Annotated in this window: 17 protein-coding genes; 9 read left to right on the forward strand and 8 right to left on the reverse strand. The window is 58.8% G+C overall.

The window, feature by feature from the left end; translation table 11 throughout:
* Window positions 1-226: 226 nt before the first annotated feature.
* Window positions 227-2,530 carry an FdhF/YdeP family oxidoreductase gene (locus J8I87_RS33020; RefSeq protein ID WP_209936423.1) on the reverse strand — a complete coding sequence of 768 codons (2,304 nt, stop codon included), beginning with the start codon at window positions 2,528-2,530 and terminating at the stop codon, window positions 227-229.
* 189 nt (window positions 2,531-2,719) lie between these two features.
* On the opposite strand from J8I87_RS33020, the gene J8I87_RS33025 reads away from it, so the two are divergent.
* Together J8I87_RS33025 and J8I87_RS33030 are read left to right on the forward strand one after the other, a co-directional pair.
* On the forward strand, window positions 2,720-4,159 hold the full coding sequence (locus J8I87_RS33025; RefSeq protein WP_209936425.1) for a PLP-dependent aminotransferase family protein: 1,440 nt from the start codon (window positions 2,720-2,722) through the stop codon (window positions 4,157-4,159).
* Window positions 4,160-4,199: 40 nt separating this feature from the next.
* The gene (locus tag J8I87_RS33030) at window positions 4,200-4,508 is read left to right on the forward strand and encodes a helix-turn-helix domain-containing protein (RefSeq protein WP_209936427.1); all 309 of its coding nucleotides are present in this window, start codon (window positions 4,200-4,202) and stop codon (window positions 4,506-4,508) included.
* A 31-nt stretch (window positions 4,509-4,539) separates the two neighbouring features.
* Here the strand turns inward: J8I87_RS33030 and J8I87_RS33035 are convergent, their stop codons facing one another.
* Both J8I87_RS33035 and J8I87_RS33040 read right to left on the reverse strand, forming a co-directional pair.
* Window positions 4,540-5,694, reverse strand: coding sequence for an FUSC family protein (locus J8I87_RS33035; protein WP_209936429.1), 1,155 nt, complete (start codon window positions 5,692-5,694; stop codon window positions 4,540-4,542).
* Window positions 5,695-5,732: 38 nt separating this feature from the next.
* On the reverse strand, window positions 5,733-6,344 hold the full coding sequence (locus J8I87_RS33040; protein WP_209936430.1) for a LysE family translocator: 612 nt from the start codon (window positions 6,342-6,344) through the stop codon (window positions 5,733-5,735).
* Window positions 6,345-6,491: 147 nt separating this feature from the next.
* Between J8I87_RS33040 and J8I87_RS33045 the strand changes: the two genes are divergently transcribed.
* Window positions 6,492-7,022 (forward strand): GNAT family N-acetyltransferase, encoded by a 531-nt coding sequence (locus tag J8I87_RS33045; RefSeq protein WP_209936431.1) that lies wholly within the window; start codon window positions 6,492-6,494, stop codon window positions 7,020-7,022.
* 113 nt (window positions 7,023-7,135) lie between these two features.
* Here the strand turns inward: J8I87_RS33045 and J8I87_RS33050 are convergent, their stop codons facing one another.
* Window positions 7,136-8,197 (reverse strand): alkene reductase, encoded by a 1,062-nt coding sequence (locus tag J8I87_RS33050; RefSeq protein WP_209936433.1) that lies wholly within the window; start codon window positions 8,195-8,197, stop codon window positions 7,136-7,138.
* A gap of 76 nt (window positions 8,198-8,273) precedes the next feature.
* A complete protein-coding gene (locus J8I87_RS33055; protein WP_209936435.1) occupies window positions 8,274-8,603 on the reverse strand; it encodes a helix-turn-helix transcriptional regulator in 330 nt (109 codons plus the stop codon).
* A gap of 108 nt (window positions 8,604-8,711) precedes the next feature.
* Here J8I87_RS33055 and J8I87_RS33060 point away from each other — a divergent pair, with 108 nt between their 5' ends.
* Window positions 8,712-8,906 carry a hypothetical protein gene (locus J8I87_RS33060; RefSeq protein ID WP_209936436.1) on the forward strand — a complete coding sequence of 65 codons (195 nt, stop codon included), beginning with the start codon at window positions 8,712-8,714 and terminating at the stop codon, window positions 8,904-8,906.
* 100 nt (window positions 8,907-9,006) lie between these two features.
* Here J8I87_RS33060 and J8I87_RS33065 read toward each other — a convergent pair whose 3' ends face one another.
* Window positions 9,007-9,954 (reverse strand): FkbM family methyltransferase, encoded by a 948-nt coding sequence (locus J8I87_RS33065; RefSeq protein WP_209936438.1) that lies wholly within the window; start codon window positions 9,952-9,954, stop codon window positions 9,007-9,009.
* A 946-nt stretch (window positions 9,955-10,900) separates the two neighbouring features.
* Between J8I87_RS33065 and J8I87_RS33070 the strand changes: the two genes are divergently transcribed.
* Window positions 10,901-12,466: a hypothetical protein gene (locus tag J8I87_RS33070; RefSeq protein WP_209936439.1), complete on the forward strand. Its 1,566-nt coding sequence runs from the start codon at window positions 10,901-10,903 to the stop codon at window positions 12,464-12,466.
* A gap of 85 nt (window positions 12,467-12,551) precedes the next feature.
* On the opposite strand, the gene J8I87_RS33075 is transcribed toward J8I87_RS33070, so the two are convergent.
* Complete coding sequence (locus J8I87_RS33075; RefSeq protein ID WP_209936440.1) at window positions 12,552-14,162, reverse strand: hypothetical protein; 1,611 nt, start codon at window positions 14,160-14,162, stop codon at window positions 12,552-12,554.
* Window positions 14,163-14,982: 820 nt separating this feature from the next.
* Here J8I87_RS33075 and J8I87_RS33080 point away from each other — a divergent pair.
* The 4 genes from J8I87_RS33080 (at window position 14,983) to J8I87_RS33095 (ending at window position 19,489) form a co-directional block, all read left to right on the forward strand.
* Window positions 14,983-16,398 carry a UbiA family prenyltransferase gene (locus tag J8I87_RS33080; protein WP_209936441.1) on the forward strand — a complete coding sequence of 472 codons (1,416 nt, stop codon included), beginning with the start codon at window positions 14,983-14,985 and terminating at the stop codon, window positions 16,396-16,398.
* A 155-nt stretch (window positions 16,399-16,553) separates the two neighbouring features.
* Window positions 16,554-16,925 carry an SMR family transporter gene (locus tag J8I87_RS33085; RefSeq protein WP_209936442.1) on the forward strand — a complete coding sequence of 124 codons (372 nt, stop codon included), beginning with the start codon at window positions 16,554-16,556 and terminating at the stop codon, window positions 16,923-16,925.
* Window positions 16,926-16,947: 22 nt separating this feature from the next.
* Window positions 16,948-17,892: an NAD-dependent epimerase/dehydratase family protein gene (locus J8I87_RS33090; protein WP_245254347.1), complete on the forward strand. Its 945-nt coding sequence runs from the start codon at window positions 16,948-16,950 to the stop codon at window positions 17,890-17,892.
* A 163-nt stretch (window positions 17,893-18,055) separates the two neighbouring features.
* Entirely contained in the window at window positions 18,056-19,489 is a 1,434-nt protein-coding gene (locus tag J8I87_RS33095) for a hypothetical protein (RefSeq protein ID WP_209936445.1), read from the forward strand.
* A 97-nt stretch (window positions 19,490-19,586) separates the two neighbouring features.
* Here the strand turns inward: J8I87_RS33095 and J8I87_RS33100 are convergent, their stop codons facing one another.
* On the reverse strand, window positions 19,587-20,354 hold the full coding sequence (locus tag J8I87_RS33100) for a hypothetical protein (RefSeq protein ID WP_209936446.1): 768 nt from the start codon (window positions 20,352-20,354) through the stop codon (window positions 19,587-19,589).
* Window positions 20,355-20,743: the final 389 nt, after the last annotated feature.

Raw genomic sequence — 20,743 nt, forward strand, 5'->3', positions numbered from 1 at the left:
CCGCGGCAAAGAAAGGAGGTGCCGCCCCGCACAGGGGCAACGCCTGCGCCGCGAGGCGCTATCGCGGATGCCAGCGATAGTGGCAAAACATAAGGTGCATCGCGGATGCCAGCGCAAAGGCAAAAACAAAACCGCATCGCGGATGCCCGCGCAAAGGCAAAACATAAGCCGCATCGCGGATGCCAGCGCAAAGGCAAAACCAAAACCAACCGCGTCGCAGACAAAATCAACCAGCCCGCAACAACACAGGGATCGACTTCGACGTCGGCGTATTGCACACGTCGGCCACACTCGACAGCGGCACGAGCGGATTCGTTTCCGGATAGTAAGCACCAAGGCAACCGCGCGGAATATCATACTCAACCAGCAGAAAGCGCTCCGCGCGCCGCTCGATGCCGTCGTCCCAGATCGTTTCCATATCGACCCAGTCGCCCGCCTTGAAACCAAGCATCGCGATATCGGCCGCATTCGCGAACACAACCCGGCGCTGGTCGTAGACACCGCGATAGCGGTCGTCGAGCGCGTAGATCGTGGTGTTGTACTGGTCGTGCGAACGCGTCGTCATCAGCGTCATCGCGCGTTCGCCATGCAGCCTGCGCGCGCGCTGGATCGGCGTGTCGCGCTCGATCGCGTGCACGACGAAGTTCGCCTTGCCCGTGCCCGTCTGCCAGTCGCGTTCGCGGGAAGCCACGCGCAAATGGAAGCCGCCCGGCTGCGCGATGCGCTTGTTGTATTCGTAGAAGCCGTCGATCGACCATTCAATCGCGTCGCGGATCTTCGCGTAGTCGTCCGCGTAACCGAGCCAGTCGACTTTGTTGCTGCCGAGCGTCGCGTGCGCAATCTGCGCGACGATGCGCGTCTCCGACACGAGGTTGTCCGACGCGGGCTTGTTCATCCCATACGATATGTGGACCATGCTCATCGAATCCTCGACGCTCACGCCTTGCGCGACGCCGTTCTGCAGGTCGATTTCGGTGCGGCCGAGCGTCGGCAGGATCAGCGCGTCCTTGCCGTGCACGAGATGGCTGCGATTGAGCTTGGTCGTGATGTGAACCGTCAGGTCGCACGAACGCAGCGCGTCCCACGTGCGCGGCGTGTCGGGCGTCGCAATCGAGAAGTTGCCGCCGAGTCCGATGAACACCTTCACGTGGCCTTCGAGCATCGCTTCGATCGTCTCGACGACGTCGTAGCCGTGCTCGCGCGGCGGCTCGAAATCGAACACCTTGCCGAGGCGGTCGAGAAAGGCCTGGCTCGGCTTTTCCTCGATGCCGACCGTGCGGTTGCCCTGCACGTTCGAGTGGCCGCGCACGGGGCACAGGCCCGCGCCCAGGCGGCCGATATTGCCGCGCATCAGCATCAGGTTCGACAGCATGTGCACGGTCGCCACCGAGTTCTTGTGCTGCGTGATGCCCATGCCCCACGTCGAAATCACGCGCTTGCCGTTCGCGTAGATGCGCGCGAGGTTCTCGATGTCTTCGCGCGCCACGCCCGATTCCTCGACGAGCGCGTCCCAGCGTTCTGCGCGCAAATCGGCGGCGAACGCTGCAAAGTTTGCGGTGTGCTCTTCGATGAACGCAACGTCGAGCACGCGCTCCGCGTCCTGCTCGACGGCAATGTCGTCGAGTTCGAGCACGCGCTTGGCCACGCCCTTGATCAGCGCGAAGTCGCCGCCTATCTTCGGCTGGATGAACGTCGACGCGATCTTGACACCCGACATCATCACCATGTCCGTGACGTGCTGCGGGCTCGCGAAGCGTTCGAGGCCGCGCTCGCGCAGCGGATTGATCGACACGATGGTCGCGCCGCGCTTCGCGCATTCGCGCAACTCGCCGAGCATGCGCGGGTGGTTGGTCGCGGGATTCTGTCCGAAGATCAGCAGCGTGTCGGCATGCTCGAAGTCGTCGAGCGTCACCGTGCCCTTGCCGATGCCGACCGTGGCCGGCAGGCCGCGGCTCGTCGCCTCGTGGCACATGTTCGAGCAGTCGGGGAAGTTGTTGGTGCCGTACATGCGCACGAATAGCTGGTACAGGAACGCGGCCTCGTTGCTCGCGCGGCCCGACGTGTAGAACGCCGCCTGATGCGGGCTGTCGAGGCCCTTCAGATGCTTCGCGATCAACGCATAGGCGTCGTCCCACGAGATGGGCCGGTACTTGTCGGTCGGCGCGTCATAGACCATCGGGTCGGTCAGGCGGCCGTGCTGTTCGAGCGTGTAGTCGTCCTGCTTCATCAGCGCGTCGACGGTGTATTGCTCGAAGAACGCGGACGTCACACGCTTGGTCGTCGCTTCCGCCGCGACAGCCTTCACGCCGTTTTCGCAGAACTCGAATGTCGACGCATGCTGACGGTCCGGCCACGCGCAACCCGGGCAGTCGAAGCCGTCCGGCTGGTTCTGCTTGAAGAGCGTCCTGTAGTTCCCGCCCGCGACCTTTTCCTTGATCAGATTGATCGCCACGTACTTCAGCGCGCCCCATCCGGCGGCCGGCCCGGTGTACGGTTCGATGCGGCCTGGCTTGGTGGTGATCTTGTCCATATTCTGTTCCAACGTGGCTTGATGTTGAGCCAAGAGTAGTGGGGAATACGCGTAGCCGGCATGTACACAATGCATGAAACAAAAAGAGTACAGTTGCGACTGTTATCGGCGAAAACGGTCGTGCGCGGCTAACTGTGCTCAAAAGAGGTGCGCCGCGCCCGTCCGCCGTGCTGAAGTCAGAGGCATCCATTGAAGCTCTACGAAGAACTGGCGAAGGAGATCGAAGGGCAGATCCGGCGAGGCGTATTCCGGCCGGGCGAGCGTGTGCCCTCCGTGCGGCAGACCAGCCAGCACCGGCAGATTTCGATCACGACCGTGATTCGCGCGTATCTGCTGCTGGAGAGCAAGGGCATCATCCAGAGCCGCCCGCAATCGGGCTATTTCGTGCGGCTCGGTACACACGCCGCCGCCGCGCCCATGCATGAACTCGACGTATCAAGGCCGATCGCCGTTTCGGCGCAGGTCGACGTGAGCCGGCTCGTGCTGTCCACGCTGCGCTCGATCGGCAGCGACGAAGCCGTGCCGCTTGGCTCGCCGTATCCCGATCCAGGCCTCTTCCCGTTTCAGAAGATCAACCGTTACGCGCATGCGATCGGCCGCCGCAAGACGCAATGGGGCGTCACCGACGAACTGCCGCCTGGCAACCCCGACCTGATCCGGCAGATCGCGCGGCGCTATCTGGAGAATGGCATTGCGATCGATCCGAACGAGATCGTCGTGACGGTCGGCGCGACGGAGGCGATCAATCTGTGCCTGCAGGCGGTGGCAAAGCCGGGTGATACAGTCGCCGTCGAATCGCCGACGTTCTACGCGATGCTGCACGCAATCGAGCGCATGGGCATGCGCGCGATCGAAGTGGCGACGCATCCGCGCGAGGGCATCGACGTCGGCGCGCTCGCGCAGATTCTCGACAAGCGCAGGATCGCCGCGTGCATGGTGATGCCGAACTTCCAGAATCCGCTCGGCTTCCAGATGCCCGACGAGAAGAAGCGCGAACTGGTCAAGCTGCTCGCGAAGCACGACGTGCCCGCGATCGAAAACGACGTCTATCACGAACTGTATTTCGGCGATGTGCATCCCGGCGCGCTGAAGAACTACGATCGAAAAGGGCTCGTGCTGCATTGCGCATCGTTTTCGAAGACGCTCACGTCCGCGTACCGGATCGGCTGGGCGATGCCGGGCCGCTATCGCGAGCAGGTCGAAAAGCTCAAGTTTCTCAACACGCTGACCACGCCGTCGATTCCGCAGCTGGCGATCGCCGAGTATCTGAAGCAGGATGGCTACGAGCACCATTTGCGCAAGCTGCGCAAGGGCTTCGCACAGCGCGCGAAGCTGATGACGACGCTCGTCACGCGCTTCTTTCCCGAAGGCACACGCGTGTCGCATCCGACGGGCGGCTACGTGCTATGGGTCGAACTGCCGCGCACCGTGGATTCGATGCAGCTCTACAAGCTCGCGCTCGAGCACGGCATCACGGTGGGCCCCGGTTATATGTTCTCGACGACGAACGGGTATAGCCATTGCATCCGCTTGAATTACAGTTACGCATGGTCGCCGGAAATCGAAAACGCGCTGGTGACGATCGGCAAGCTGGCCGCCGCGAGCATGCGCCACCCGGCGACGTCCTGAATGGGCGCAGACGTGAAAGCGCGCGAATGGGAGATTCGACTTGAACCCGAACGACTCGGCACACGACAAGCATCGCGACGACGATGACGACGACAACGAACTCGACCCGACCGTCGAACTGCTATTGACGCTGCTGTGGGAAGCCGCGCACGAGCCATCCGGCAAGCCGTGGTCGCTCGCGAAGCTCAGCAAGCGCGCCGATCTGCCGATGAGCACGTTGCGGCGCTATCTGACGCAATTGCAGTCGGCGGGCGTGCTCGACGTGCAGATGGACGACGAAGGGCGCGGCACCGCGGCGCTCACGGCCGAAGGGCGCGAACTCTGCGAGGCGCTGTTCGGCGAGCCGTGAGCGTGCGCAAACTTGACGCGATGGGCGGCGTCTACGGCGTGGCTTCTTCGGATGCGGGCAGGAAAGAGAAGCGCGTCGCGATCAGCATGACGCAGGTGAGTATCGCGATGCCCGTCAGGATGCCCGCGAGCCGCAGCATCGCGGGATGCGGGTCGGCGGACCAAGCGTGGTCCTGCACGAAGACCATGATGAACGCGATCGTGAACTGCCGGCCGATGTAGCTCGCGCCCTGCTTGCCCGTCTGCACGTGACAGCCCGCCCACACGCCCGCCGCCAGCGCGAGCAGGCACGGCACAACCTGGCCGTGCATCAGCGGCAGCAGCGCGATGCCGACGGCGCCCGCGATCAGGCAGCCGACCACGCGCTGCACCATCTTGTCGGCGACAGGTTTCTGCGAGCGCACGACGATCGAAGTCGGCGGCAAGATCATCACCGCAATCGTCGTCACAAGTGCCTGCGCGAAGCCCGGCAGCTTGAGCGCGTAGGTGAGCGCAGTGAGTATCGCGATCGCGATGCCCGCCTGCACGGCGAGCACGGCGCGCGCATGGCGCAGCGTCTCGAAGGTCGGCCGTCGATCGTTGGCCGAGGCAGCCGCCGCCGCCACGACTTTCGATGCAGGATGCCGCCGCTCGTACCACTGGATGCCGACGTGGAACGCGCCCGACACGGCGAGGCACGCGAACGTGCCGACACACACTTCGGCGACGCGCAGCATCGCGAACGAAGCCGTCGGGCCGAACTTCAGCAATTCGTGCGCCTCATACGTGACCATCAGTGACGTGATGCCGCCGAGCACCCACGCGTACGATGCCGACGAACCGTTTGCGCGATACACGCACAGTGCGCCGATGATGCCGAGCACGGGCACGAAGAGCCAGGGCCGGTCGCCGATCATCGGCCCGATCAGCGCGCCGAGCAGGGCGCCGAGTATCGTGCCGAGCACGCGATGCAGCGCGCGTTCGGCGGAGGCCGAAAAGCGCGTCTGCATCACGGCGAAACCGCTGATGGCGGCCCACCACGTATTCGGCAGATGCAGCAGGTGCGCGAGCGCCACCGACAGCACGACCGACATCACCGCCTCGACGCCGAACAGCGCGCGCTCGTGCGTCGGCTTCCAGGCGGCGATCTCGCGGCCGAGCGCCAACAGCGCGTCGCGGCCGATCTGCATGAACATATGGGTGCGCATGCGTGGCCCCTGTCCGGGCTGAAGTGAAGAAACGGAAGTTAGCGCGTCGCGATTGCGGCCGCCGCGCCCGCCATCATCGTGGCGCTGGTGCGGTTCGCGATCTTGACAGCGCGGCGGCTCCTCAGCAGCGCACGCGCCTTGACGGCGGCGAGCGCCCAGACGAAGTCGACGCTCAGCAGCACGGCGAACGTCGTCAGTGTGAGTTCGAGCCACGCGAGCGTGCCGACGCGCGACAGGTCGACGATGGTGGGCAGCAGCGCGAGATAGAAGACCATGATCTTCGGGTTGCCGAGCGTCACCATCAGTCCCGCGACGAACATCCGCCACGGCGACTGGCCGCCCGGCAGCGCGCTTTGATGGACGGTGGTGGGCGCGAACCACATCTTCCACGCGAGGTAGAGCAGATAGGCGACGCCCGCGAATTTCAGCGCGATGAAGACAAGCGCGAACGCGTGGGCGACGACGGCGAGCCCGGCCACCGCGCAGGTGAGCCACAGCGCTTCGCCGAGCCACATCGCGGCGAGGAACGGGAGCACGTCCCTGAAGCCGTTGGTCAGCACGCGTGCGACGAGGGCTGCGATGCTGGGGCCGGGCGAGCCCGCGGCGACGATCAGCGCGAGCGCGAAGACGAGAAGACCTGAAAGTGCCATCGAACGACTCCTGACAAGAGTGCCTCCGTGCTGGGCATTATATCGGCGAGTCGCGTCCGTTTGATTTCGACGCTCCGGGCCGCGGCAGGTTGGACTGCATCGGCTGACAGTGTCAATATGTCCGCGTGTACTTTGCCGCCGAGCCCGATGCAAGCGCCCGATATCAGCTATAGAACCGCGGTACCCGACGATGTCGAGTCGATTCGCGTCGTCGAGTACGAGGCCGCGCAGCGTTTCGTGAGCGTCGGTTTGACGGGCATCGCGGCAGCGCGCCCGATGGATGCGCCGTTCGTGCTAAGGAAGGTGCGGGCTTCGGAGGTGATTGTCGCGCAGTGCGAGGGAGCCTGCGTCGGCTTCGTGATGTTCGCGATGCTGCGCACGCGGATCTATGTCGAAGCACTCGATGTGCTGCCTCAGCATGCGGGGCGGCGGATCGGTGCGGCCTTGCTCGATCGCGTCGATGCAAGGGCACGCGAGACAGGCGCGACGCATGTCGATTTGTCGACGTTCCGGGACGTGCCGTGGAATGCACCGTATTACGGGAGGCTTGGCTTCAGCGTGCTCGAAGACGATGAGCTTGATGCGGCGCTGCTGCGCATCCGCAAATTGCGGATTGCGCGCGGCGTCGATGAGACGCGGCGCGTGTTCATGCGGCGCACGGTGAAGCCCGCTGCCTGAAGCCAGTTGCACGCACAGCCGACATAAAAAACGCGGCCGAACCATACCGGCCGCGTCAGCGCGCTGCTTACTGCCTGCTGCTTACCTTATGCCGCGATAAGCGCGGCGTGCGTTCAGCTCACCGCTTCCAGCGACGGATAGTCGATGTACCCTGTTTCGCCTTCCGCGTAGAACGTCGCGGGAACCGGCTCGTTTAGCGGCGCGTCCAGTTCGAAGCGGCGCACGAGGTCTGGATTGGCGATATACAGCTTGCCCCACGCGACAGCATCCGCTTCGCCGGAATCGAGCAGCTTCTGCGCGCTTTCCTTGGTGAACTTCTCGTTCGCGATATAGACGCCGCCGAATTCTTTCTTCAGTTGCGGGCCGAGGCGATCGTCGCCGAGCGCTTCGCGCGCGGCGATAAACGCGATCTTGCGCTTGCCAAGTTCGCGCGCGACATAGCCGAAGGTTGCCGCCGGATGGGAGTCACCCATCGTGTGCGAGTCGCCGCGCGGCGCGAGGTGCATGCCGACGCGGTTCGCGCCCCACACGTCGATACACGCGTCCGTCACTTCGAGCATCAGGCGCGCGCGGTTTTCGATCGAGCCGCCGTATGCATCGGTGCGCCTGTTGGTGCTGTCCTGCAGGAACTGATCGAGCAGATAGCCGTTCGCGCCGTGCACTTCGACACCGTCGAAGCCCGCCTTCTTCGCGTTTTCCGCACCCTTGCGATACGCGGCGACGATGCCGGGAATCTCCGAGATGTCGAGTGCGCGGGGCGTCACGTAAGCACGCTGCGGACGCACGAGGCTCACGTGGCCTTGCGGCGCGATCGCGCTCGGTGCGACGGGCAGTTCGCCGTCGAGGAACACCGGGTCCGACACGCGGCCGACGTGCCACAGTTGCAGGTAGATCAGGCCGCCTGCCTTGTGGACGGCGTCCGTGACGAGCTTCCAGCCTTCGACCTGTTCGTCCGACCAGATGCCCGGCGTGTCGGCGTAACCGAGACCTTGCGGCGTCACGGACGTCGCCTCGGAGATGATCAGGCCGGCGCTCGCACGTTCGGCGTAGTACTTCGCCATCAACGCGTTGGGCACGCGCACGTTGCCGGCGCGCTGACGCGTGAGCGGCGCCATCACGATACGGTTCTTCAGCGTCAGGTCGCCAATCTGGAGCGGGTCGAAGAGAGTCGGCATAGTTCCATTCCTTGTGGGCGCATGGCCCATGTGTGTCAAGACTGCATTCGGAAAAGCGAAGACGCGGGCGCGCCGCTCAGAGATCCGCGCTGATGTGCGCGAGAAACGCGTTAATCACCGCTTCGTTGCGCTTGAAGAAAACCCATTGGCCTACCCGCGTCGACGTGATCAATCCCGCGCGCTGCAACGCGGCCAGGTGCGCTGACACGGTGGACTGCGACAGGCCGCAGCTTTCGTCGAACTGGCCGGCGCATACGCCGTGTTCGTACGAAAGCTTCTGCGACGGAAAGTGCTTTTCCGGCTCTCGCAGCTGCGCAAGAATCGCGCGACGCGCCGGATTGGCCAGCGCCTTGTGGATCGCGTCGACGTCGATTTCGGTGGTCTTCGGGTTGGTCTTCGTGCTCATAAAACGGCGGGCAGATTCTCTGGCCGGTGTGTCGGCGTCTGCATCGTGGTGGAGCGAATCTTATATCGCGTTTTTGCGATATGCAACGATGGCCTTACTCGGTGTGTGGTGATGCTGTCGATACACTTCGCGTCGGCATTGTTCTGGAACGACCTCATCACAACCGGCATCGCGGGCAAGATGGCCGCGATCGGGCAGGGCGTTCAGGGCGGTATGCTGATCTGGATCGGCTTGAACCGGCTTGTCACGCTGCCGGTCACGATCATGTTAGAGGGTGCGTTGTTTTATCTTCTCGGAAGATAGATAGCCGCGTGAATCGCGGCTGCTGCAATGTGCGGAGAGAAGCGCGAACGCGCCTTCAGCTCGACCCTGCAGACTCGTTGCTGGCGCCATATGTTCCGCATCAAATGCGGAGTAGGCCCTGGAAGCGAGGAGGTACCGCTATCAGCATTGAATAATTGCCGGATGGGACAGACTCGGACGTGATGACTTTGTGCGTACGCCCAATGAACATCTCTTTGATGTTGAAAAGGCGACGAACGAGTGCGTTTCGGGATCGCACTCCGCTCTGATGCCAGCAAAATTCGTATCCCAAGTTCTTCAATATCGAAATCGATTCCGAACTGCCTTCCTTAAAATCGCTTTCATGCTGCTCCAGTACGATGAGTGGCCAGTGCTTCGTTATTGTCCGTAAGCCGCCTTTGAGTACCTTGGGCTCGAAACCTTCGACGTCCATTTTGATAAAGCAGGGACCTTGGTCTCGATAGTCAAGATCATCAAGCCTATCAACCTGAACATTGACGCATTCCGCGCCAGCTTCGGCTTCAATCTGGTCCGTGACAATGACGGAAGCCCCCATGTTCTTGGGCACCTCGGACAGCCTGAATGTCCCTTTCTTATCTCCTAGACCAATGTTGTATGCGATCACGTTCTTCTTGAAGCTCACATTGAACTGCAGCAGGTAGAACGTAGATGGATCTGGCTCAAAGCATTGAACCGAGTTAAATATTCTGGAAAAGTAAAGGCTGTGATTGCCAATGTTGGCGCCGATATCTAACGCCATTCCTGCGCGAAAGAGATCGCGCAAAGGTTCGAGGAAGCTGAACAGCACATCAAGCTCTTCCTGTTCATGAACCCCGAAAACATGGATAAACCCGCCGATATGTTCGTTGGCGAAAACAGCCATCTTGTGGCCCCGTGCGTGCAGATGCTTGTCCGCTAGCCTATTGAGCCTGTGAAACGACAATCGGTCGATTACATAGCGCAGGTTTCTGGTAGTAACGTGTTTTGTCAAAACCTTTTTATGTAGGATTGGTTCAGCATTTGGCACGGCTTGGGAATTGATGTCCATTTGCTTCTCCATCTAAAACGCTAAGGGGAACGAATCGCCTGGCCGTTCATAGCTGTAAGTCGTGGACTTCTTAGATCAACCGGAAATGTGCCAGCGGTATCGACCGGGGCATTTGGAATTGTTGAAGGAATAATGTTCCACAGCCGCGGACGCTCGTCAGAAAGATGGCTTCACCCGTCAAGCGCTGTAATCTGAATTTTCTGGTAATCGGAACAAATGACATGGTCGTTTTAAGGGTCGATAGAAAAAAAATATCCTCGCAATGACGGGACATTGAGTAAGGCCGAGAGTGCAGGTTGTTGTTGCGTATTTCGCGAATCAAATGATCAGACGAATATAGGCCTCGCGCGGCGAACGATTGATACAGGCGGGGCCGACAAAACACCGGCAGCGTTTAAGAAATAGGGCGGTATCTTCAGTGCAAACGATTCCTGCGCGCCCTTACAGTGAAGAAATTTGCTCCTGGAGCGCTATAACGGAATGATCTTGCTATTCGTCAGAAAATTAATTATTTGTCTACAAATTGCCTTGAAGAACGGGTACTATTTGCTCCGTCTAAAAAAGCAGTAAGAACAATTTGCAGCAGGGGCTTCCATTTGATTCATCGATGAAACGTTTGCGTGGCGCAGTCCTGGCTGTTCCGACCCGCCGTTCGTTGTGCATCTGAATCGTTCCATGAGCTCCCCTTCGTGCGCCGGCAATTTTTTCCGGTGGCGAATCGAGTACGCTCGCGAACTTATCGCTGTTTAGACAAAAAAATCTGCATAGGCGGAATTCGTAGCTTTTTTCTGTTCGAGCGTTAAATGCACCAGAAAAAATGGATATTTAAAATAGGACTGCAAATTAATCGGTGATTTGCCGCTCATAGCACGTCCTCTTGGATTTTCCGCCGAATCTCTATTGAAATCTTTTGCGTCGAAATTTTTCGACAGGGGCGACATTTGCCATGGTAAAACGACGTCAATTTCTTGGTTGTCTGACCGCACTTGGTGGCAGCTACATTTTGAGTGCCTGTGGCGGAGGCTCCGAAGACGCTAGTGGTGCTTCTGTTGGCGCCGACGCCAAGGCAACGGCGCGGGCTGTAAGTGCCTCCGCAAGCGGCACAACTGTGCCGTCGGCTACTTCTATTACAGACAGCACGGGTGCCGTCTGGACGCTGGTGAAGGGTTCCGTCTACAAGAACGGAGCGAAGGCAGGCAATACTTATAATGTGAGCCTGCTGCTCTACTACAACGGTGGCATCTATCACCAGGGTACAGGCGGGCAGTACTATGGATGGAACGGGTCCAACTGGACCTTGTGCAATGATCCGCGCATGGGCGGCACGTCCGCAGACGGCACTTCGCTTCCCTCGTCGCCCTACATCATAGACAAGGTGGGTGCGGTCTGGACGCTCGTCAATGGCGTCATTTACAGGAATGGCTCCACGGTAGGCAATACGTATAACGTGTCGCTCTTGCTCTGGTATGGCGGCAAGATCTGGCATTGCGGCACAGGTGGCCAGTTCTACGTTAATGTCGACGTGCGAAATGTTGCAAGCCAATGGCTCCCCTGCAACGATCCACGCATCGCGATTGCGCCTGCGGCGGGTACGTTCTACGGAATGAACGGGCACTACGATTACACGTACACGCCTGCGCAGCTCGTTTCGATCTTGAAGGCCATGGGATGCACGACCTATCGCGTAGGCTGCTCGAGCGACCCACGTCAGATCAACGCTGTGGTCAAAATCGCGCAGGCCTTTCAGTCAGCTGGACTGTCACTTTTCGTCCTGATTCAACAGGGTGTCTACGATGCCAGCGGGAATGTCTATGCTGGTGAGTCGCCGGCGTACTCAGCCGGTTATGCCGCTGCCAAGGCGGTCGCGACGGCATTGAAACCGTATGGCGTGACAATGTACGAATGCGGCAACGAGCTGACCCGTCAAAACGCTACGGTGATGAACTTCTCCTACGCGGGTTCGTTGGTAATGGATTTCAACAATACCAATTGGCCGGCCATGCGCGGCGCCATGCGCGGCATGATTGATGGCGTGAAATCGGTTCAGCCCTCTGCAAAGTGTGGTATCAATTTTTGTGTTGCGGACATTGGCGCCGCTGACGCGCTGTGGGAAGGCATGCAACCCGACGGCAGCGGCGGCCACCCCAAAGTGCGCTGGGACATTACGACCTGGCACAATTACGATGCGTACGGCGACATTTTCAACATCGGGTCCGACGGTAACGGTCCTACGTTTGACCTGCCGACGTACTGCAAGGCCCGCTATGGTGTGCCTTTCATCATTTCGGAATGGAATACAGGCCCGGACCAAAGCGAGACCTTCCGGGCCAATTACATTACCACCCAACTTGGTGAGTTCTATCAGGCAAGAAAGACGCATAACATCCAGTCGGTGATGTACTACGTGCTGGATAGTGGAAACAACACCTACGGCATTATGATCAACAATACGCCGATCAGCGCTCCCTACAGCGCATTCCAGAACTTTACCGCCAGCCACCCCGACAACTAGGCAGGTGAGCGCCGGTAGTTCATGACTGGCCTTGGTCTGCTTGTCAGCGAGCAGACCAGGGAAGTCGTTGAGGGATTAGTAGCACCTACTTCTTCATAACCATCTTCTGATCGAAATTTACGGCGCACGCCGGCTTCTTTTGGCTGATTTGCGTGACGACAAGGAGACGGTCGTCGCGCAGGTCAGCTTCCCAATTCATCTCGGAAGTTGGTAGCACGATTGCATCTTGACCGCACATCTCGCGTACTGAAGCCACTGCGTTCTTGTAGTGAGTCTGCTTCAGGATGATATAGCCCGCAACGCTGCCCGCAGCTAGAACGGAGTTCGCAACACCCAAGACAATGACGATGTGAAATAGCCTTCGACTTGAAGAGAATCCGGCGATTACCAGGAACGGGACGACATAAAGCATCGGAACGTAGCGAGCCCACCACGATTGAGGGTGAGTCAGGACAATCACCAGCGTTGCGAGCAGAAATATTCTGACGACGTCCGCGTCCTTTCTTCTCCAGAAGAATGAAGCCAGGCACGCGATAAGCATCACACCAAAGAACGGACCGAAGCCGGCGAAACGCGTATCAGCTGTATGCAGAGCAATGAATGCATCGCGCACGCGTGCAGGCGAGGGCATAAAGGTTGGCTCGGCGTCCACGCATGAACTGCAGTTGCTGGGCACAGAAAAATATGAGAGTAAAAGCCTGTGCAAAGGGTTCATGCCAAGAAAATGCGCCGAAGCCTTTCCTCCCATTACATCGACTTTATCTTTTCCAACGACCGGGTAGAAAATATGCCTGCCCGCGATCACGTTCTCGACGTAAGGCGAATAGCCGACGATTGCAACGGCGACGACAGACCAGACTGCCAACTGTCCAATTACTGCTTTATTCTTCCGGAAGAAGTCTCTTTTTTCTCCGGCCACGAACATCGCAGCAAAAAATACCGCGATCGAAATAGATGCGAATACGAGGCCTGTCAGCTTGGATGCAATCAGAAGGACCAGACCTAATCCGAGTTGAACTTTGGAGTACCCTGTGCCTTTGAGTGCAAACAGCAGGTTGACGGAAAAGATAGCCCAGCAGTAGAAATGTGCCGCGTCGACGTAGAGCGTAGTGAACTGCCCGAGCGCTACAGGATTGTAAACACAGGTTGCCGCCGCAATTAAAGCGGCTCTGCCGGATACCCCTGCTGTCTGGAACAACTGCGCCAGTGCGAAGAGCGCAGGAACGCTAAGTAGCAGCGTAAACGACTTGCCGCTGTTGAAGTGTGTCGTCAGAACCTTTGCCGTGTATGCAAAGTACTCAAATGCTTTTGGATAGTGGGTTGCCCAGAATATACCACCCGGTGCGTGTACGCTTGTAACGCCATTCAGGTTGTGGTCCAGCATGAGAGGCGTCGCGATGTGGTAATTCAAGCCGTCGTAACTGAATTCTCGCAGGTAGCCAAAGGAAAGCAGTACTGCTGAGATAAACAGTATCGTCAAGATAGTGGTGAACCATTGAGCATGGGATAAATATCCGTAAATGACTATGGCAACAATAATGCTAGTCCCGACCATTCCTGCCAGCAACTGGCTGTCGATATTAAAGTTATAGAGGATAGCCGCGTACAGTGACGACGCGAACACAAAGGCAACAATCTGGTCGCAAAACTGAGTCCAGTTCACACGCCCTAAAGTGTTTTTAATCGTCATAGACATAGGTGGCCTTCTTCTCTGTTGAGTGAAAAACGGTTACTAAGATTTAACTGCTGGGCCTTGCATAGAAATTCACCGATTCTCACGTCGATGAGCACTCGAGACGACACGACGCACAGCTCGAAGCTGGAGATTGGGATAAGTTGCGACGCTTGATTTGTTTGTCCCCGGCGCGTCTAGTGAAACTTACGACACTCGGCGTGACCGCATGGTTCATTTCTGCTGCTCAGTGTTCGAACCGAGCATCTGTTTCCAACTGGTACGCTGTGCGGATTGTCAGCGTTTATGCGGCTCTGCACAAGACTGACGACACTCTGCGTCGCGGCCTCGACTGGCCGGGTTGCCATGTTGATGTTCGCCGCTTCCGCTATGTTGAATCTGTCCGGCGTGCAATAAAGGGACAGCATCATGGGGCCAGGTTCCACGATATCGGCCATTATCACCCCAATTTAAGCCGCGGGCGTTCAAATCAGGGATCGCAATGACTAGACTCAGTGGAACGCAGGGGTTTGCCAATCGGGGTTTGCCAATCGGGGTTTGCCAATCGATCAATACCGATCCAGGTGTCGTGGCCCGCGTCAGATGGCGTCGGACTTTACAGATGAGGAACATTATTTGCTCACATTGATCGTCGAATGTCTCTAGCCGGCAAGCTTCAGTCGTCGAGGTCCGCATAGGGACGACGTGGACGCGTGCGTGGTTGCGAATTGCGGAGCAGCGGTTACACGACGCAATCCATTACGTTGCGCCTTTGCAAGCGAATGCGCGGCAGTATTTTCATGCCTTATTCGGCGTTGGTCGGAATTTTCCATCGAGGTCACTCATGGCTGCTATCCCTCTATGTGTTGATCTGGACGGCACTCTGACGCACAGCGACCTCCTCATCGAGTCATTTCTGGCGCTCGTCAAAAGGAATCCGCTCTATTTGTTCTATTGCGTCGGATGGTTGCTGCGCGGCAAGGGATATCTCAAGGCTCAGATTGCCGCACGCGTGGCGATCGATGTGTCGCTACTCCCTTACAACGCGCGCCTGATTGATTTCCTGAAGCAGGAGCGCTCAAACGGCCGTGATCTTTACCTGTGCACCGCAGGTGATCAACGATTCGCTGAACAGATCGCTTCCCACTTCGGGATTTTCAAAGGCGTGATGGCGAGCAACGAATCGCACAACCTGTCGGGCACGAATAAGGCTGGAGCATTGACGGCTGAGTTTGGTGTTCAGGGTTTCGACTATTGCGGTAATGCACGCGCAGATGTGCCTGTATGGAAACAGGCACGCAAGGCGATTGTCGTCGGAGGGAAAAGCATCCAGGCTGCCGCGCAGAAAGCGAATCAGACCACAGTCGTCTTTGAAAGCAAACGATCGTTTATCCGGCTCGCCCTCAGAGAGATGCGCATCTATCAATGGGTGAAGAACCTGCTGATCGTCGTGCCGCTACTCGCGTCGCATCGCTTCACGAATATCGATGCGTTGATCGCTGACGGGATTGCGTTCTTTTCGTTCTGTTTCTGTGCGTCGTCGGTGTATCTGCTGAACGATATGCTCGATCTCGATGCGGACAGGCGCCACAGCCGAAAGCGCGAGCGTCCATTCGCTTCGGGGGAGCTTCCACTTGCTACCGGCATTTGCCTGATGTTCGTCCTGCTGGCGGCATCCGCAAGCCTTGCAATCATGCTGCCGACGTCGTTCCAACTCGTGCTGGCAGGCTATGTCGCGATGACACTCGCGTATTCATTTCGTCTGAAGCGGGTGATGCTGGTAGACGTCTTTGTGCTGGCCGCGCTGTATACCACTCGTATCGTGGCCGGCGGGGCGGCTGTCAACGTCGTACTGTCGGACTGGTTGATCATGTTCTCGGTAATGATCTTTCTCAGTCTTGCCATGGTGAAGCGCTATACGGAACTCGACAAAATGCAGCGAGAGGGCAAGGCCGCTGCGGCGGGCCGAGGCTATCTTACTGACGACATGAGCATCGTGCGCTCGTTCGGAACGGCCGCGGGCTATGTCGCAGTGCTCGTTCTCGCGCTCTATATGAATTCTACCGCCGTCACCGTGCTATATCGGCATCCGCACAGGCTGTGGATTCTTTTTTGCCTGCTGCTGTATTGGATTAGCTACATCTGGATGGTCGCGTTCCGTGGTCGGATGCACGACGACCCAATTGTCTTTGCAATCAAAAACCGTTCGAGCCTGTTGATCATCGTGCTTTGCGTACTGTCGGTACTCGTCGCAATTTAAGCGGCGCACAGTGTGATGCACGACAGTGCCGCGGCTGGTCTTTAGCGTGCGACGCGCGCTGTTTGATCGAATGCCTTGCGCACGTCGGCTCTTTTGTTTGATCCCTTTCTTGCGCGGCAAACCCCCACGCCATGTGAAACTGATCCGGAGGATAAGTGAGTATCTTGAGTTTTGGTCTGATTCTGAGCGGCGTCTTGCTAAATGCCATGGCGCAACTGTGGTTGAAGGCAGGAACGAACGCGCTTGGAGCGCTCAACTTCGGGCGCGATGCAGCAGTCTCGACCATTTTCAGAGTGGGATTCGAGCCGCACATCATGGGCGGACTGGCGTGCTACGTATTGAGTGTCGCTATCTGGATTGTGGCCCTGTCGAAGGTCCCTGTGAGCGTGGCGTATCCGATGCTCTCGATCGGATACGTGGTCAACGCGTTAGCCGCCTGGTATTTTTTTGGGGAGTTTCTTTCGGCTCAGAAATTAATAGGCATTGCCGTCATTATCGCCGGTGTATACCTGGTTGCAAAATCGTAGGACAGCAATACGGAGCCATAGTATGCGAGTACTTGTAACGGGTGCAGCAGGCTTTCTCGGGACGGAGTGCGTCAAGCTGTTCAAGGCGCGCGCTCACGAGGTAATCAGCACTGACAGAACGGGGTCCGTCGATTTGCGTGGCGACCTGGCCGATCCGGCCTTCACGAATTCGCTTCCGGATTGTGACGTCGTGGTCAACTGCGCGGCCGTTCAGTACGTCACGAAGGGCGTACCGCTCGTCTTCAGAAAATCGTTTTTCAACCGGAACAACGTCCTCGCCGCGAAGAATCTTTGCGAACGCTACAGACACCAGGCGCCCCATTTCATTCATGTCGGTACCAGCATGATGTACCGGCAAACCGGGCAGGAACAGTACGACATACACAGTGAGATGGGTGGCGAAGGTGTCTACAGCCGATCGAAGATGGCAGCGCAGGCATTCGTCGACACCATGCCGGGTGCGGCGACCATCATTCCCTGCATCATCGGCGGAGAAGGGCGAGAAGGGCTATTTCGGGGCTTCGTCAAGATGATGACGAAGTTCGGCTTCGTTGCTTTTCCCGGGCGCGGTGATCATAAGATCCACATGGTGCATGTGATCGACGTGGCGAGCCTGATCTATCGTGTCGCCGAAACCCGTGCCAGCGGATTCTTCAACGCTGCGGACCCGAATCCACTGTCGATCCGCGAATGGATCGACGAAATTGCAGCGGAACTCGGTGTGCGGAATGTGCGAAAGATCTCCGTTCCGCTCTTTCCGGTAATGTGGCTGTCGCGGCTTTCGGGGTATCGACTGTTAGCGCGGGAACAATTGTTGATGCTCAAACTTCAGCACGTGTTGTCGATCGACGAATCGTTGGCGATCGACTGGCGACCCCAGTTTTCGAACGGACGAATTGCACGAGACATCGCGGTTCACATCAATCGCAGCGCCGCATCGCAGACGGCTAGAAAGCGCGAAGCATAACTGGCCTCTGAGCCGTCGAGTAAATGCTTTCGTCATGGAGCTTTCTGCTTTGCTGCTTTGGCGGCAAAGCATCGCACATCCAACGGCGACTCTGTTAGCGGGGCTTGTTTCCAATCAGGCCGTCCAGGCGCGATTGTAATGGGCAACGAACTCAAGGCACTCTATGAAAAGGCGTAACAGACGACTTGTACTTCATACCTTGGCGGCACTGGGATTGACGTCGTTGCGACCGCTATGGTCGCCCGTCGTTGCGGCTACGACGCGGCCCAGTTCTGCGGCACGGTCCACAGGACGAAGGATGACCGAGATGATCGGGTCCAATGGCTGGCCCGGCTCGGACAGTGATATTGCAATGTGGAAGAAGATGGGGATCACCTGGGCGCGCGGACCTGTGGGGCCGGGGCAAGCTCATAGTGCGTCGGACGAGATGCGAGTCGACAAGACGGGAAACGGCAATGGAAGCGACCTGCCGCCCGTCATCATTCGTAACAACAGCCAGGGCATTCATACGTTGCTGCTGCTCGCCTATACACCTGCGTGGAATGCGAGCGTGCCTGGCGATACCAAGTCGGCACCCCTCGATGTGAAGGCATGGGAGCGCTATGTGGAAGCCGTGGTCCGGAAGTACTACGCGCCGCCATACAACGTGCGCTTCTTCCAGGTATGGAATGAGGCAGCGGGGAGACTTTCTGGCGGTTCTCCACAGGCATCGTTCTGGCACGGTGCGGCCCGACCGGGCACGGAAGATACCCAGCATGCGCCATATGAACGCGCGATGGAGGACTATGTGGAGAAAATCCACATTCCCGCCGCGCGAATCATCCGCCGCTACGGCGCGTATGTCGTCTATGGCGGCTGGCCGGACCAGGGCGGGCTCGAGACCTTCAGCAAGTGGCTCGAGTACAGAAGTCCACGATATAACCAGCGGATGCTCGACTGCGTGGACTACCTGGATACACATTACCTTGCGGTCAAGGACTTCGATTACCTTTACGAACGCTATGTGAAGCAGGGCCCCGCTCGCGGCTTGTGGCAGACGGAGATCGGTGACAGATACATGAGCGACGATCACTACCTGCCGCGTTATTTCTTCGATTTCGCCGTGTGGGCGCTCGATCGGGAATGGAACGACCCGAACAAGTATGTATCGATGGTGTACCACTGGGACGGTTATGAACCGTTCCGCCTGACGCATCGAGGGCCGCCCGCCAGAACGTACAACGTCTCCGGACAGAGTCTCATCGTGTTGAATCAGACAGTCGGCGGCGCGCTGTCGCGGTTCCCGCAGAAACTGCAGTTCGGTCCCGAAGCATCCGGCAGCGCGTTGTACTCGGGCAAACAGATCGTGATGCAGGTGCGCGCGCTGGCAGGCTGGCGCACCGTCGATGCGCCCGGTCTGGCTCCGCCTTCGTCGGGCCGCGCAACCGTACAGTTCGTCGACGCGCTGTCAGGTTCGGTGTCCCCGGCGACGGATACCGAGTTGAAGTGGGACGAAGAGGCCCTGAGAATACGGTTCAACGTGCCGGATCATGTCAATGGTCATGGCGGAAAAGGGACCCCGAAACATCTGGCCTATCTCGTGGTGCGTCCGCAGTAACCCGACTGCCGCATGATCTTTCCGGCTGCATGGCGCAGGCGCCGGCCGATTTCCGGCGCTGCGTCCGAACGTGCGCGTGCCGGGCAAGCTAACCTTTTTAATCTGCGGTCGTTCGATGTACGGCAGCCGGCCGCTGACGGAATACGGACACGCAGGCCAGAATGAACAGCACAAGTGCGATGGATGCGCCATACCGGCTCATCGCAAGACCGCCGTTTGCAATCGGCTTGTCGAGGAAATCGCCGACGACGGCACCGAGCGGCCGGGTCACGATGAACGCGGCCCAGAACAGCAAAGTCCGCGAAAGGCGGGTTGCGTAGTACGCAATGACGAGCACCAGCAGCAGGCTGCCGAAGATCAGCGCAGCGCGGGAATAGCCGAAGCCCGCTGTGTCGGCCGTCCAGTCGCCGAGCGCGGTGCCGAGCGTCTGCGAGAACATGATCGTTATCCAGTAGAACATCTCGGCTTTCGGCGACGCAACCGTGTTGACGGACACGGAGCCCAAGGTCTTATGCCAGACGAACAGCGAAGCGAGCAGCAGGAACAGCAGCAGCGCGCTTCCGCCCGCATAGCCGATGCCGAGCGAACGGTCGGCAAAATCGGCGAGCGTCGTGCCGACCGTCGTCGTGGCGATGACGGTGATCCAGTACAGCAGCGGATTGAATCGGTCCGCCTTGATCTGCGCGACGACGGCAACGACAAAAATGATCGCGAAGACGACCGTGCTGACGAGATAGCCCAGGTTCATCGACATCGACGCGGCATCTCCACCCGTTTCGCCGAGCGTGGTGGCGGCGATCTTGATGATCCAGAACGCGAGGGTTGCCTCGGGGACTTTCGCGACAAAGAGGTTCGATTTTTTCATTGCATCCGGCTCGGGTGTTGATCGGGAAGGCGGCGCAGAAAGCCCGCAGCGCAAAGTCGACAGGCTAGGGGGCGTCTCCTTAAGAGAGCCTTACCTTTGCCGGATACGCCGAGCCACGTCGATTCGCTTGATGGCCGCCAGATAACCTCAGCATTTCCCCCGGATTACATCTTCGACATGTCGCGCAAGAGCGCCTTTGTTTCGGCTACGCTCGACGCTCATGCTGGCTCGACGCCGAGGCAGCGCTCATATTTCCCGTCTGGAGAAACCCGATGCTGGAACGCGCACGGCTGCTCTGCTCCCGCGATGCAGACAAAGGAAAACACAAGAGCGGATGGCGCGCGAAGGCAATGCGATCGTTTGCTCACGCTGTCTTGCGCCATGCGCCG

This window comes from Paraburkholderia sp. LEh10, from assembly GCF_017814945.1.
Classification (GTDB): Bacteria; Pseudomonadota; Gammaproteobacteria; order Burkholderiales; family Burkholderiaceae; genus Paraburkholderia.

Bases quoted from the DNA above. Each gene is read 5' to 3' on its own strand.
- J8I87_RS33040 (WP_209936430.1), bottom strand. From the start codon at position 6,344: ATGGCACTTTCAGGTCTTCTCGTCTTCGCGCTCGCGCTGATCGTCGCC.
- J8I87_RS33100 (WP_209936446.1), bottom strand. From the start codon at position 20,354: ATGAAAAAATCGAACCTCTTTGTCGCGAAAGTCCCCGAGGCAACCCTC.
- J8I87_RS33075 (WP_209936440.1), bottom strand. From the start codon at position 14,162: ATGTCTATGACGATTAAAAACACTTTAGGGCGTGTGAACTGGACTCAG.
- J8I87_RS33070 (WP_209936439.1), top strand. From the start codon at position 10,901: ATGGTAAAACGACGTCAATTTCTTGGTTGTCTGACCGCACTTGGTGGC.
- J8I87_RS33090 (WP_245254347.1), top strand. From the start codon at position 16,948: ATGCGAGTACTTGTAACGGGTGCAGCAGGCTTTCTCGGGACGGAGTGC.
- J8I87_RS33080 (WP_209936441.1), top strand. From the start codon at position 14,983: ATGGCTGCTATCCCTCTATGTGTTGATCTGGACGGCACTCTGACGCAC.
- J8I87_RS33055 (WP_209936435.1), bottom strand. From the start codon at position 8,603: ATGAGCACGAAGACCAACCCGAAGACCACCGAAATCGACGTCGACGCG.
- J8I87_RS33045 (WP_209936431.1), top strand. From the start codon at position 6,492: ATGCAAGCGCCCGATATCAGCTATAGAACCGCGGTACCCGACGATGTC.
- J8I87_RS33050 (WP_209936433.1), bottom strand. From the start codon at position 8,197: ATGCCGACTCTCTTCGACCCGCTCCAGATTGGCGACCTGACGCTGAAG.
- J8I87_RS33020 (WP_209936423.1), bottom strand. From the start codon at position 2,530: ATGGACAAGATCACCACCAAGCCAGGCCGCATCGAACCGTACACCGGG.
- J8I87_RS33065 (WP_209936438.1), bottom strand. From the start codon at position 9,954: ATGGACATCAATTCCCAAGCCGTGCCAAATGCTGAACCAATCCTACAT.
- J8I87_RS33095 (WP_209936445.1), top strand. From the start codon at position 18,056: ATGAAAAGGCGTAACAGACGACTTGTACTTCATACCTTGGCGGCACTG.
- J8I87_RS33035 (WP_209936429.1), bottom strand. From the start codon at position 5,694: ATGCGCACCCATATGTTCATGCAGATCGGCCGCGACGCGCTGTTGGCG.